Annotated in this window: 14 protein-coding genes; 3 read left to right on the top strand and 11 right to left on the bottom strand. The window is 41.3% G+C overall.

The annotated features are described in order from the left end of the window. Positions 1-80: 80 nt before the first annotated feature. A complete protein-coding gene (locus NCWK1_RS20345; RefSeq protein ID WP_103125953.1) occupies positions 81-1,274 on the top strand; it encodes a cysteine desulfurase family protein in 1,194 nt (397 codons plus the stop codon). On the opposite strand, the gene NCWK1_RS20340 is transcribed toward NCWK1_RS20345, so the two are convergent. The 5 genes from NCWK1_RS20340 to trpS form a co-directional block, all read right to left on the bottom strand. Then, a complete protein-coding gene (locus NCWK1_RS20340) occupies positions 1,253-1,504 on the bottom strand; it encodes a hypothetical protein (RefSeq protein ID WP_096578549.1) in 252 nt (83 codons plus the stop codon). The two genes, NCWK1_RS20345 and NCWK1_RS20340, sit on opposite strands and share 22 nt — an antisense overlap. A gap of 284 nt (positions 1,505-1,788) precedes the next feature. Next, a complete protein-coding gene (locus tag NCWK1_RS20335; protein WP_103125952.1) occupies positions 1,789-2,208 on the bottom strand; it encodes a type II toxin-antitoxin system VapC family toxin in 420 nt (139 codons plus the stop codon). After that, positions 2,205-2,621 carry a FitA-like ribbon-helix-helix domain-containing protein gene (locus tag NCWK1_RS30240; protein ID WP_245894957.1) on the bottom strand — a complete coding sequence of 139 codons (417 nt, stop codon included), beginning with the start codon at positions 2,619-2,621 and terminating at the stop codon, positions 2,205-2,207. Before NCWK1_RS30240 ends, NCWK1_RS20335 begins: the two co-directional genes overlap by 4 nt. A gap of 325 nt (positions 2,622-2,946) precedes the next feature. Continuing rightward, positions 2,947-3,873 (bottom strand): methylenetetrahydrofolate reductase, encoded by a 927-nt coding sequence (locus NCWK1_RS20325; RefSeq protein WP_103125951.1) that lies wholly within the window; start codon positions 3,871-3,873, stop codon positions 2,947-2,949. Positions 3,874-3,928: 55 nt separating this feature from the next. After that, the gene (trpS, locus tag NCWK1_RS20320) at positions 3,929-4,936 is read right to left on the bottom strand and encodes a tryptophan--tRNA ligase (RefSeq protein ID WP_103125950.1); all 1,008 of its coding nucleotides are present in this window, start codon (positions 4,934-4,936) and stop codon (positions 3,929-3,931) included. 496 nt (positions 4,937-5,432) lie between these two features. Here trpS and NCWK1_RS20315 point away from each other — a divergent pair, with 496 nt between their 5' ends. Continuing rightward, entirely contained in the window at positions 5,433-6,179 is a 747-nt protein-coding gene (locus NCWK1_RS20315) for a DsbA family protein (RefSeq protein ID WP_103125949.1), read from the top strand. A gap of 325 nt (positions 6,180-6,504) precedes the next feature. On the opposite strand, the gene NCWK1_RS20310 is transcribed toward NCWK1_RS20315, so the two are convergent. From NCWK1_RS20310 to petB, 5 genes are all read right to left on the bottom strand, one after another. Beyond that, complete coding sequence (locus NCWK1_RS20310) at positions 6,505-6,876, bottom strand: hypothetical protein (protein ID WP_015115197.1); 372 nt, start codon at positions 6,874-6,876, stop codon at positions 6,505-6,507. Between the two features lie 92 nt (positions 6,877-6,968). Continuing rightward, entirely contained in the window at positions 6,969-8,135 is a 1,167-nt protein-coding gene (locus NCWK1_RS20305; RefSeq protein WP_103125948.1) for a glycosyltransferase, read from the bottom strand. Between the two features lie 286 nt (positions 8,136-8,421). Further along, entirely contained in the window at positions 8,422-8,856 is a 435-nt protein-coding gene (locus NCWK1_RS20300; protein ID WP_096578561.1) for an ATP-binding protein, read from the bottom strand. A 296-nt stretch (positions 8,857-9,152) separates the two neighbouring features. Continuing rightward, the gene (gene petD, locus NCWK1_RS20295; protein WP_015115194.1) at positions 9,153-9,635 is read right to left on the bottom strand and encodes a cytochrome b6-f complex subunit IV; all 483 of its coding nucleotides are present in this window, start codon (positions 9,633-9,635) and stop codon (positions 9,153-9,155) included. A 210-nt stretch (positions 9,636-9,845) separates the two neighbouring features. After that, a complete protein-coding gene (gene petB / locus NCWK1_RS20290; protein WP_096578563.1) occupies positions 9,846-10,493 on the bottom strand; it encodes a cytochrome b6 in 648 nt (215 codons plus the stop codon). A gap of 365 nt (positions 10,494-10,858) precedes the next feature. Here petB and ctpA point away from each other — a divergent pair, with 365 nt between their 5' ends. Continuing rightward, the gene (gene ctpA / locus NCWK1_RS20285) at positions 10,859-12,106 is read left to right on the top strand and encodes a carboxyl-terminal processing protease CtpA (protein ID WP_103125947.1); all 1,248 of its coding nucleotides are present in this window, start codon (positions 10,859-10,861) and stop codon (positions 12,104-12,106) included. A gap of 44 nt (positions 12,107-12,150) precedes the next feature. On the opposite strand, the gene NCWK1_RS20280 is transcribed toward ctpA, so the two are convergent. Continuing rightward, entirely contained in the window at positions 12,151-12,837 is a 687-nt protein-coding gene (locus NCWK1_RS20280; protein ID WP_103125946.1) for an MBL fold metallo-hydrolase, read from the bottom strand. Positions 12,838-12,975 lie beyond the last annotated feature (138 nt).

Below are 12,975 nucleotides of genomic sequence, written 5' to 3'. Positions count from 1 at the left end.
CAAGATTTAACCAGAGAACTATCTATGATGAAAATAGTGAGTAGTCCCATGTCTGTGTTTTTTCGCTTAAGTGTTGTGATATGCAAATATATTTAGATTACAGTGCTACTACTCCAACTCGCCCAGAAGCGATCGCAGCAATGCAAGCAGTCCTCACTCAACAGTGGGGTAATCCTTCTAGTTTGCATGAATGGGGACAACGGGCGGCTATAGTTCTCGAACAAGCCAGAGTTCAAGTTGCAGACTTAATTAACGCAACTCATCCCGAATCAATTATTTTTACCGCGGGTGGTACAGAAGCAGATAATCTGGCAATTATTGGTGTCGCTCGGTTATCTGCTGTACCGCAACACATCATTATTTCTAATGTGGAACATTCCGCCATTGCTGAAACAGCGCGAATGCTGGAAATGTGGGGTTGGGAAGTCACGACTTTGGGAGTGGATAGCCAAGGGAGAATTAACCCCTTAGATTTAAAGGCTGCATTGCGACATAATACCGTCTTAGTATCAATAATTTACGGACAAAGTGAAGTTGGCACAATTCAACCGATTAGTGAATTGGGCAATATTGCGCGATCGCACGGTGCAATCTTCCACACCGATGCAGTGCAAGTTGCAGGACGTTTACCTATTGATGTGCAGACATTACCAGTCGATTTACTCAGCATTTCGAGCCACAAAATCTACGGGCCACAAGGTGCAGGGGCATTGTATATTCGTCCTAGTGTAAAAATTATGCCTCTGTTAACTGGTGGTGGGCAAGAAATAGGGATGCGTTCTGGAACACAAGCTGTCCCGATAATAGCTGGGTTTGGTGTCGCCGCAGAATTAGCAGCCAAAGAACTAGCAACAGAAACACCAAGGTTAATTGATTTACGCGATCGCTTGTTTGCATTGTTAGCAGATGTACCCGGTTTAATTCCCACAGGCGATCGCATCCATCGCTTACCACATCATGCAAGTTTCTGTCTGGAATACGCCGACGGCCAAAAACTCAGCGGTAAAACCTTGGTGCGACAATTAAATTTAGCGGGTATTGGCATTAGTGCTGGTGCTGCTTGTCATAGCGGTAAACTCAGCCCTAGCCCTATACTATTAGCAATGGGCTATTCTCAAAAAGCCGCATTGGGGGGAATTCGCATTACATTGGGACGTTACACCACCGCAGCAGATATCGATTGGACAGCGATGGTGTTGAAGCAAATTTTACAGAGACTGACACCGAACTATCCTATTCACGAAAATCTTACTCAGTATTCATATCTAACCTGATACTCACTAGCCTCAAAAATACCCCCGATTTGTTGGTCGATACCGCTTTGGCTAAAGTAAATATCCTGGGGATGTTCGCAACCATCTTCTGAGACCTCAAAATGTAAACAGATTTCTTTACTAGCTGGGTTAAAAATCGTTTCCACGTATCTTAATTGGGAAAATACTGGTATCTCGTTGCGGTCAACAAACTCGTAAATATTACCAGATTTAAATTTGAGTTCCTGCATAACAAACTCCGATAGTTATGCAGTTAATTCTAAACTGCCAAAAATCATTCAAACCCTATCTATATGGAGATTTATGTGTGGTATCTACAAGGCTTGAAGAGTAAGGCTAATTCTGAAAATGAATAAATTCCAACTCCAGAAGAAATAGCATAGCGCCGAAAAAAATAACAAGCGATCGCTTGGCCGCAAAACTGCAAGAATTAGGTATTGACCCTGATTCTATATAGTGGATTTACTTCTGGTTTAATTTTACAATCCTATACCTACGTAGTTTGTATCTAAGTTTAAATATTTTCCACCCACAGAAGATTATTCATGTAAGCAGTATTTTGCAGCGCGTTGTAAAATTTCTCATCTGCCGTCACCATCTCACATTTTTGCGAAATTGCCAGGGCTAGATATAAACTGTCATATACTGCGCGATCGCTTTGCAGGGCAATATCTAAAGCAAGTGGCATCAATGGCTGAGATAAGTAAATTTCTACAGGAACTGCATTTAAATCTGCCAAAGTTTGCTTTGCATTTTCAGCAGTATCTTCGCCGCGACGTACCCGTTTCCACAAGACATTTGTTACTTCTGCGAAGAAAAAATCTGGAACTAAAAAAGTATGATTACTTGCTAGTAAACGTCTAGCAACATCAGAGTAAATTTCCGGCGCAAACCATTTTATAGCAATGCTGGCATCTAAAACATATCGGCTCACCGTTCTCTATCCTCACGGATAAGTTCAGCACTGTCACTGAAAAATTTATTTGCATATCTTATCTGAGCGCGTGCTACTGCATCTCTCGCTTGTTGCATATCGCCGCCAATTTGGTAATTTGTTACTGTTTCTGCGGCTTGTTGGAGGATGTGTTTCAATTCTTCTTGCAATGATCTTCCGTGCTGTTTGGCAAGATTTTCTAGTTTTTCTAGAATCACTGGATCTAAATTTTCAACTAAGATTTGAGCCATACCGAACCTTCGAGCAATTCTAAAGTTTAAAGTCAAAAATAAGTTGTGCAAGGATTTGACTGCACCATTCTTAATTTTATTGTAGAAAAGTAAGTTGGGTAGAGCGATCGCTCCACCCAACATCCAAAATTTCTGATATGGTTGGGTTCCATTTCGTTTCACCCAACCTACATTTTAAATTCTTCTCTACGATTCGCTTTGTAAACACTAAAAATCAGTGTGATCGCTTATCAACAGTATTATCTAATAAACATTCTGTCGTTAGAACACAAGTTTCTGTCGCTATGACATGAAGTTGTAATATTATTACTCAATCAAGTTTACTTCACCACAAAAGCAGTTTGCAGATTCATAGAATGCTGTAGAGATGTTACATATAACTGCTATAAATGATTTTGGGTTTGATGCTTGTACCTCATTTACGCAAAATACGCTATCGAGCGATCGCACTCTCCGACAAAGAAGAAATGCGATCGCCTAACTTGATTTACTTCGCTACAACTAATTCAACTGACTCAACACCCGCTAAGTCCAAAATTTTAGGAATCAAATCTTCCCGCTTGACTGCCATAATATGGACACCATGACACAATTGCCTTGCTATTTGTACTTGTTCAGCAGCAATTTTGACACCTTCTTCTAGTGGATCTTTGGCTTTGGCTAATCTATCAATAATATGTTCAGGTATATTTACACCCGGCACACACCTATTAATAAATTGGGCATTTTTCGCTGATTTCAACAGAAAAATTCCTGCCAAAATTGGTTTGTTATGTACAGAAGCTATCTTATCCATGAACTTTTCTAGTCTTTCAAAATCAGTGATTAATTGACTTTGAAAAAATTGCGCTCCGGCTGCGATTTTGCGTTCAAATCGACTCTGCAAACCTGACCAACTGCCACATTGTGGATCTACGGCTGCACCGACAAATAAATCTGTTGCACCATCGGTCAAGGGTTTATCGTTGCAATCAACCCCTTGATTCATTTTTTGAATTAATTGCAATAATCTTACAGATTCTAAATCAAATACGCTTTTTGCATCAGGGTGATCGCCTGCTTTTACTGGGTCGCCTGTTAAAGCTAAGATGTTACGAATACCCAAAGCATGAGCGCCCATCAAGTCGGCTTGTAAGGCTATACGGTTGCGATCGCGGCAAGCCATCTGACAAACTGGCTCAATCCCGTTTTGTAATAAAATCGCTGAAGCCACCAGCGACGACATCCGCAACACAGCACGGCTACCATCGGTAATATTGACAGCATGAACTCTCCCCTTAAGAGTCGCCGCCATTTCAATTGTATGAGCCGGATTTCCCCCTTTTGGGGGTGCTACCTCAGCAGTTACTAAAAATTCACCTGCTTGGGCAGCCTTCTGAAATAAACTCACAGTAGGGCTATGGGTGTGATACATACACTTTAATAGTCTGGGATTCTTCCAGGGTATAACGAATCACACCTCAAAGCGTCTACAAAGGCAATGAGTAGCCCAAAGCCAATTTTACTTGCGTTAAAGTTTGATTTGCGATCGCTTGCGCTTTTTCCCGTCCATCACGCAATACAGACTCCAGATAACTCTTGTCATCCATAATTGCCTGATATTTTTCTTGGATTGGTTTTAACGCATTAATTGTTGTTTCTGTCAATAACGGCTTGAATTGTCCCCAACCCATATCTTGGCATTCCGCAGCTACTACTTCTTTGGTCTGACCAGACAGCAGCATATACAACGTTAACAAGTTATTACACTCTGGCCGTTCTGGGTCATCAAAAGTTAAACCCCTTACAGGATCAGTTTTGCACCGTTTAATTTTATTGGCAATCTGCTCTGGTGGATCTAACACATTAATGCGACTTAACTCTGATGGGTCAGACTTGGACATTTTCCGCGTCCCATCTGTCAAGCTCATCACCCTTGCGCCGTCTTTCCTAATCAACGGGTCTGGTAACTTCAATACTGGTTGATCCTTAGCAAATTGGTGATTGAATCTGTTGACAATATCTCGTGTCAGTTCAATATGTTGCTTTTGGTCTTCACCCACAGGTACTTTATCAGCTTGATAAAGCAAAATATCTGCCGCCATCAGTACAGGATAGATTAACAAACCTGTACTCACGTTTTCTCCTTGTTTAACAGCCTTTTCCTTAAACTGAATCATATCTTGCAGCCAGTTTAAGGGAGTGATGCAGTTAAGCAGCCAAGCAAGTTCACTGTGTGCGGAAACGTGGGATTGGACAAAGATACTGGAGTGGTTTAAATCAATCCCACAGGCCAGGTAAAGTGCTGCGATGGTGTAAGTATCAGCAGCTAAAGACGCTGGATTATGCGGTACAGTAATCGCGTGTAAATCTACTACACAAAAGAAATTGTCATACTGGTCTTGGACTTCTACCCAGTTGCGAATTGCACCTAAGTAGTTACCCAAATGCAAATTACCAGTTGGTTGAACTCCTGACAGCACACGCTGCTTACCCATAAATTCACTCTAGTTCTTGCTAAATGTTCATGCACGTATTCATCCCTATGATGCCGTGTCACACGGCATTATAGACTTTTTATGAGTAATAAAGTGACAGGATGCGACAACTTCAATCAAATCAAGCAGTAATGGAGTAGCACAACTATATTGCTAGTTCCTGGAAAATTATCACCAAAATATCAACTGATACCGACATCCGATAAGTAGTCTTATTGCAAACTTATGAAATAGTTTAGAAATCAAGATTTTCAATCCAAAATCCAAAATTTAAAATTCAAAATTGGATGAGTTATCCAAGTCATCATAGGTAATCCTTAATTTTTAATTAAGTAGAAAATCCAGATCAAGATAACTATTCCAGAAAGATCACCGGGCTGCAACCCTGTTTAATCCTCACTTATCTCAACAAGGAATATTTACATTCCCCTACTTTTTATCTTTAGATACAGTAGGTAATACTTAAATAGTGCTAGATCACTTTCAGTATTTTGATATGCGACAATTATTTCAGTATTTACGTACCTGGGTTATCGTCTGCCTGCTTTGTCTAGTCTTAGGCTGGACATTACCTGCACAAGCAGCTACCGATGTTAATTCCCAACTCGAAAAGCAAGTCTTAGAAATTATCCGTAACAATCCACAATTCGTGATCAATGCTCTACAAGAGTATCAACTGGGCAAGCAAGAGAAATTACAGAAAGTACAACAGGCTTTTTTAGATGATTTAAAAACTAATCCTGAAGATATCATTGGGGATTCACCAACAACTGGCGCGGCTAAATCTAAAACTGTGCTAGTAGAATTCTCAGATTTTCAATGTCCCTACTGTGCTGAGGTACATAAAACTCTGAAGTCAGTAGTAGACAAACACAAAGATAATCTGACATTGGTTTATAAAAATTTTCCTTTGACTGGAGTTCATGCAGAAGCATTACCAGCAGCGCAAGCAGCTTGGGCGGCGAAACAACAGGGTAAGTTCTGGGAATACCATGATGCTTTGTTTGAAAATCAAAAGCAACTAGGTGAAACTTTGTATGTGGATATTGCTAAAAAATTGAATCTCAATTTAGCGAAATTTGAGAGCGATCGCAAGCTGGCGAAGACAGCAGTTGAAAAAGACCTCCAACTAGCCAATGACTTAGGTATCTCTGGTACGCCTTTCTTAGTGATCAATACTGGTGATTACACTGGTGCAGTACAAGCATCAGAGATTGAAGGTAGGTTGGCTAAGGCCAGTTAAACCCATTAACTACAGCAGAACCAGGAGCCAGAATCAAAATAGGCTCTTGACTCTGCTGTAAATTAAATTAGAGGTTAGCAATCAAGTGCTAACCTCTAATCATTAAGTAATCTCTTCCAAAGTTAAATTCTATTCATTCGCCAGTCATCGAGAATCTCATTCTGAATCCTGACTCCTAAATACTTTTGTATTAATTAGAACTTACGCAACGCTGATAATGTCATTGCGACCGGAACGAAGTGTAGGGAAGCAATCTCAGCATTAGGGGAGATTACTTCCCTATCGGTCGTAATGACGAAGTTACGTTATTTTTGCGTAAGTCCTGTTAATCTTCTAATGATTTAGCTTGTACTTCCACCGCAGTCACATCAATTGTGCCTTCTGGAGCAAAGCGCTGGAAGTGACCTTTCTGAACTGATAGCTGTTCTCCACAATTAGGGCATTGTAATTGGCTATTATTTAAACCAGTAAATTCGTAGGCGCAAACAGGACACTTGTCAACCACTAAGTTACGTTGCAGCCACCAGCGAAACCCAAAGAATGCAACTACAGGTGCTAGTGACAGCAATGCAAAAAGAATAAATACAGACTTCACTAACCAACCCAAGCCCAATGAACCTAGCAACCAGATAACTGCTAATAAAGTGAGCAAAGGGCGGAGATTTACCAGATTCAATTGAGAATTGTTAAAGCTCATTTTTTAATTACTGTCTTGCTCTCTTTCTAGGATAGCGAGTTTAGAGGCAGTCAATGGTCATTTGTCATTCGTCATTTGTAAATATGTTTTGACTATTGACCTTTAACTAAAGCCAATAGCTGCTGTCTAAAAGCTGCTATACCGAAATGAGCGATCGCCTGTTCTCGCAACCACTTTCCATCACAGCGTTGGTCGTGCTTGTGCAGAATTTCTATGCAGGCTGCGGCAACAGCATCAGCATCGCGGTGTGGAACTCGCCAGCCTAGCTTACCATCTTGTAAGGGGTCAGCGGAACCGTCCGCATCACCAGATAAAACTGGGATACCACAAACCATTGCTTCTAAATAAACAATCCCAAAACCTTCTTGAGAAGGCATGATGTAAGCATCTGCTAGACGGTAATGGGCTATTAAATCTTCTGTAGGAACAAAACCAGCAAACACAACGCGATCGCTGACACCCAAATCTTTCGCCAACTGGGCTAATCGAGGTTTGTCATCACCACGACCAATCACCAAATATTTGACTTCAGGGAAAACCTGAGCGATTGTAGGTAGCGCCCGAATTGTAACATCAACACCTTTGTAAATATCTCCCGACCACAGACGTGCTACTGTCATCAAGACCTTAGCATCTGTCAAGCCATACTTTTCTACTAATTCTGGTAGTTTTGCCCCAGGGGTAAATTTATCACCATCAATTGCACAAGGCAGCATTTTCACTTTTTTGGGGTCAATTCCATTCGCCGCACAAGCGCGATCGCGGCTGTAGCGGCTGATTGTCCAAATTTCGCTGGCAGCGGCGAGGGCGCGGCGTTCTTGACTTTTCAAAGGTTCCCAAACTTCTTTACCGTAGGTGAGGACTGTGTAGGGAATACCCAACGGCTGACAAAGAGTTTGGATTAATACTGCAAGTTTAATATGACCACAAAAAATATGTTGGGGGCGTTTTTGTAAGAGAAACTTTAACAAAGCCCCAGCCATAGCAATTCTGCCTATTTGTGGAGATTGATTTTTAAAATAATGAAACTTTAAACTATCAGACTCAAAAGGATTTGAGCAGTCAGGGCTATCCCGCAGTACAAATACATCTGTCTTATACCCGGCGTTCAATTCCCCATAAGCCTGAAAAATATCTTTTACATAAGATTGAATTCCACCTTCACAGGCAAAAATTTCTATAAAAACGAAGACATGGTGAGGAGTTTCGTTAACTTTTTTACTAGCTTTCGGGTTTTCTCCCATTACATCAGTCAGCATTTACGTTTTTATTTATAGATAAGTTTCACTCTTTCACAGCCTGAGTAATCTCTATGCTGCTGCCAAATCTTAGCAAAAGCATCACCTCAATCGTATGCTGACTTTACTCAACTGAAGTATTTTTTTTATACACAAATTTTTACTGAAAGTGGATTTCCAGTTACTAAAAGCCAGACATCAAGGCTGTTTTACTTCTAGATTCTGACTCCTGGCTCCGTTCGGCTGACGATCACAGCGCAGCCTGAATTCTGCTGTAGTGAGCAATTCCCTTGTCTTTTCGGGCAATTTATTGGTGACTGTACTCGATAATTAACAGACAATTTCTCTCATCTGGACTACGTTCATAAACCACCCGATCAGTTAAACGCCTCAATAGAAACCATCCATAACCTCCTTCTTGGGGAGTACCAGGTTTTGGCTCGGCGATCGCATCAGGATTAAAAGGTTGGCCATGATCCCAAATTCTAATTTCCATTCGGTCAACCCATAGACTAACTTCAATATCTATAGTTGTTTCCGGCGGTAAAGCCTCATGAGCGTGGCGAACTGCGTTGGTAAAGCCCTCTGCTAATGCTAAATTGAGTCGATAGAGTTGGTTGTCTGACCAACCACGTTGAAATAAATATTGCAGACAAAATTGTTCAAACCATTGTTGAACTTTATTTAAGAGCGGAAGCTCGCTCCTGACAGTCAGATGGTCTCGCTCCACCATTCTCAGCATTGACCGTGACTTGATTATTCAATAAAAATGTTTTTACAAGTTGAATTATGGAGACTTTGAATTTTGGTATAGCTGTGATGTTAGGGGACAGAGTTAAATTTCCTCAACACTTTGGCTATTGTTTATAACTCAAAACTAAAAATCTCAGATGCTACCTGGATTACTAAAATTGACGCTTGTTGACTGTTTCATTAGCATGTTTTGGGGAGTATGAGTGGTTTTAACTACCACCCATACCCTTTTACATGCTACTGAAACTTACAAGCGTCAAAGCACTTTTCGGTAACTAATCTAATTTAGAAAAGTCCCAAGGTCAAGGATTTGTCTAAAGGTAAAGCAGCACCGATACCCAACCACAAAGTTACGAGAGTTCCAAACAGAAATACTGTAGTTGCAACTGGGCGACGGAAGGGGTTTTGGAACTTATTCACGTTCTCAATGAAGGGAACGAGAATTAGCCCCAAGGGTACGGAAGCCATTGCTAAAACTCCCAACAATTTGTTAGGAAGCGATCGCAAAATTTGGAATACAGGGTACAAGTACCACTCTGGCAGAATTTCCAGTGGTGTAGCAAAAGGATCTGCTGGTTCACCTGTCATTGCTGGATCTAGCACAGCTAGAGCCACAATACAAGCAAAAGATCCCATGATCACAACTGGGAATATATAAAGTAGGTCATTAGGCCAAGCGGGTTCACCATAATAGTTGTGACCCATACCCTTGGCAAGTTTAGCTCTTAACGTAGGATCGCTCAGATCGGGTTTTTTCTGCGTTGCCATGTTTAAATGCGCTCTCCTGCTGAATTTCAGTTAAAGCATTGATGTTAGCCGTTTGCTATCTGAGACAAGGTAGTAGCTTTTGCTTCTCAGTAAAAGTGTCTGTGATTTCTTGCTGATATACCATATCTAATTGTCCATCAGTTTAAAACAAACAACTTTCTCTGGAAACAGCTATTGCCTGTTCACATTTTGGCTGAACAAACAATGAGATTACAAAGGCCCAGAAATACCTTGCTTGCGAATCATCAAGAAGTGGAACAGCATGAAGACTGCAATTAACCAAGGCAAAACAAAAGTGTGGGCGCTGTAGTAACGAGTTAAGGTTCCTTGACCAACACTAGAACCACCGCGCAACAAGTCAGAAATCAATGTCCCAACTACAGGAATTGCTTCTGGTACACCACTAACGATTTTCACAGCCCAGTAGCCTACCTGATCCCAAGGTAAAGAGTAGCCTGTTACACCAAAGGAAACGGTGATCACAGCCATGATTACACCACTTACCCAGGTCAATTCGCGGGGCTTTTTAAAACCACCAGTCAAGTAAACTCGGAAGACGTGCAGAATCATCATCAACACCATCATGCTGGCAGACCAGCGGTGGATAGAGCGAATCAGCCAACCGAAGTTTACTTCGTTCATGATGTACTGTACAGAAGCATAAGCTTCTGCAACTGTTGGTCTGTAGTAGAACGTCATGGCAAATCCAGTAGCAAACTGGATGAGAAAGCAAACCAGAGTAATTCCACCCAGACAGTAAAAAATGTTGACGTGGGGAGGTACGTACTTGCTTGTTACGTCTTCAGCAAGCGCCTGAATTTCCAAGCGTTCCTCAAACCAGTCGTAAACGTTGGCCATACAATCTCAAGTTCCTAAAAATCGGTTGCGGTTGATCAATCTCCCAATTGGCAATTTTGGGATTTTCACAAAAAGGTTGTTTGTTTGGTTTTTTTGCTGTTCAGAGTGATTAGCGTTTTCAGCAACTTAACACTCTGTAAATATGAAATATATGGCGTTCTCTTTGCAACCAAACACTTAAGATGCCAGTTCCAAAGTAGATCTTATCGTTTGTAGAGTGCCTTGTGTACTCACAGATTGCTTAACAATTTGATGAGAGCAATGCACTACTTCTATAAAAAAAGTAACATAGTCGAGAGATAGATTTCATCAACAACAAGAGAACTGGGCAGTTCGATACAATTTGGGTTCAGGTGGAATTGAAAATGGGGTTCATGCAAAAGTACGTTTTTCGGGTAAGTTTGTCGTTATTTTTGGCGTTTTGTTTAGCGATTGGTGGAGTTATTCCCACCGCCACAGCTTTGACCAATGAGCAAAAGCTCGTTTCAGAAGTTTGGCGCATTGTCAATCGCTCTTATCTAGATGAAACATTTAATCATCAAAACTGGGCAGCAGTTAGACAAAAAGCTCTAGAAAAGCCTCTAACTAGCACAGAAGCAGCTTACACGGCGATTCAGTCTATGCTCAAGAGCTTAGATGATCCTTTTACCCGCTTCTTAGATCCAGAACAGTACCGCAGCTTGCAGGTCAATACTTCTGGAGAATTAACTGGAGTTGGTTTGCAAATTGCCCTCAATCCTCATACAGGTCAACTAGAAGTAGTATCACCGATTGAAGGTTCACCAGCAGATAAAGCAGGCATTAAACCGCGCGATCGCATTCTCAAAATTGAAGGATTTTCTACAGAAAACTTGACTTTGGATGAGGCAGCTGCCAGAATGCGTGGCCCCATTGGCAGTTTAGTAACACTGTTGATTGAACGCGAAGGAGAGGCATCCAGAGAAGTTAGTATCATGCGCGATCGCATTGAACTCAACCCAGTTATTGCCCAATTGCGGACTTATCCTCAAGGTACATCCATTGGTTATCTTCGCCTGACTCAATTTAATGCCAACGCTTCTACGGAGTTAGCCCACGCCATTAATAGTCTAGAGAAAAAAGGTGCTGCTGCCTATATTTTAGATTTACGCAACAACCCAGGGGGACTTTTACAAGCTGGGATTGAAATTGCTCGGCTATGGCTAGATTCTGGCACCATTGTCTACACAGTTAATCGCCAAGGCATTCAAGGCAGTTTTGAAGCCTTTGGCCCGTCACTGACAAAAGATCCGTTAGTCATTTTGGTCAATCAAGGAACTGCTAGTGCTAGTGAAATTCTCGCTGGCGCACTGCAAGACAATGGCCGAGCTAAATTAGTAGGCGAAACTACTTTTGGTAAAGGCTTAATTCAATCTTTATTTGAATTATCCGATGGTGCTGGCTTGGCAGTTACCATAGCCAAATATGAAACTCCGCAACATCGAGATATTAACAAATTAGGAATTAAGCCAGATCAAGTAGTTACCCAACAGCCTATTACCCGCGAAGAAATAGCCACAGAAGCAGATTTGCAATATCAAGCCGCCGTCGAAATATTAGCGAAAAATGCAGTAACTGTAGGTGCTAAAGCCTAGAACCGAGAGTAGGAAGTAGAAATTTCCAACTTCCTACTCAGAATTTACAAAATCGGTTGTAACTGCAACAAAGTTGGAAAATCTAATACAGCCAGCCGCTTGTATGCTTGGTCAATAACCCGCTGACCTCTGAGAAAACCTGTATTCGCACCGGGACAAATATACTCAAGAGTGACTGGAGTAAAGCGGTCTAGTAAAGATTGCACATTTTTAAGTTGTCTAGACCAGTGAAAGGTTTTAGCCGTGCGTAACGGGACTGGTTCACCGTGCTGATTGGGAACTAAATGGCGACCAGAAAATAAAACACCGCCTAATTCGCTGTAATAAAGGCAAGACGAGCCAGGAGAATGGCCTGGTGTCCAAATAATTTGGACTGTAGAAGTGAGAGTAATTTCTTGAGAAAAGTGATTAACGGTTAAGCCTGGTAATAAATAGGCTTCTTGTTCTTGAATTAAAATCTCACAACCCAAATTTTGCTGAAATTCTGGTGTTTTGCCAATAGCACCACGGTGAGTGATAAACAACCACCTTACACCCCCATGCGATCGCAAAAAATCCAGATTCATTTGATCTAAAGCAGGGCAATCGATGAGGATATTCCCTTCATTTCTTACAATGAAATAGGAGGTTCCTCCCAAGGTGTCCCGATTTGGTGGAAAAGCAAAAATGCTATCTAGCACAGGACGTGGGGACTTAGCTGTATGACTGGGCTGTTGGGGTAAGGAACACATGAGAAAAACTCAATAACAATGAGGAGTGGTAAAAATTTAGTAACAGAGTTGAAATGCCGATATCATTGGGATTTCAGATTGTCAAACAGTTGTTTTCTAAGCTTTTGAGCAATTCATCTGTTGCAATCATTGGGCAAA

Origin of the sequence: Nostoc cycadae WK-1, assembly GCF_002897135.1 — a bacterium.
Taxonomy (GTDB): domain Bacteria; phylum Cyanobacteriota; class Cyanobacteriia; order Cyanobacteriales; family Nostocaceae; genus Nostoc_B.
Note: the sequence above shows the minus strand (reverse complement) of the source record. Positions and strands in the feature narration are given on the sequence as shown.

What these genes read in the sequence shown, in the direction of transcription:
- NCWK1_RS20345 (WP_103125953.1), top strand. Translation starts at nt 81, where the DNA reads ATGCAAATATATTTAGATTACAGTGCTACTACTCCAACTCGCCCAGAA.
- NCWK1_RS20340 (WP_096578549.1), bottom strand. Translation starts at nt 1,504, where the DNA reads ATGCAGGAACTCAAATTTAAATCTGGTAATATTTACGAGTTTGTTGAC.
- NCWK1_RS20325 (WP_103125951.1), bottom strand. Translation starts at nt 3,873, where the DNA reads ATGTATCACACCCATAGCCCTACTGTGAGTTTATTTCAGAAGGCTGCC.
- trpS (WP_103125950.1), bottom strand. Translation starts at nt 4,936, where the DNA reads ATGGGTAAGCAGCGTGTGCTGTCAGGAGTTCAACCAACTGGTAATTTG.
- NCWK1_RS20315 (WP_103125949.1), top strand. Translation starts at nt 5,433, where the DNA reads ATGCGACAATTATTTCAGTATTTACGTACCTGGGTTATCGTCTGCCTG.
- NCWK1_RS20310 (WP_015115197.1), bottom strand. Translation starts at nt 6,876, where the DNA reads ATGAGCTTTAACAATTCTCAATTGAATCTGGTAAATCTCCGCCCTTTG.
- NCWK1_RS20305 (WP_103125948.1), bottom strand. Translation starts at nt 8,135, where the DNA reads ATGCTGACTGATGTAATGGGAGAAAACCCGAAAGCTAGTAAAAAAGTT.
- NCWK1_RS20300 (WP_096578561.1), bottom strand. Translation starts at nt 8,856, where the DNA reads ATGCTGAGAATGGTGGAGCGAGACCATCTGACTGTCAGGAGCGAGCTT.
- petD (WP_015115194.1), bottom strand. Translation starts at nt 9,635, where the DNA reads ATGGCAACGCAGAAAAAACCCGATCTGAGCGATCCTACGTTAAGAGCT.
- petB (WP_096578563.1), bottom strand. Translation starts at nt 10,493, where the DNA reads ATGGCCAACGTTTACGACTGGTTTGAGGAACGCTTGGAAATTCAGGCG.
- ctpA (WP_103125947.1), top strand. Translation starts at nt 10,859, where the DNA reads ATGGGGTTCATGCAAAAGTACGTTTTTCGGGTAAGTTTGTCGTTATTT.
- NCWK1_RS20280 (WP_103125946.1), bottom strand. Translation starts at nt 12,837, where the DNA reads ATGTGTTCCTTACCCCAACAGCCCAGTCATACAGCTAAGTCCCCACGT.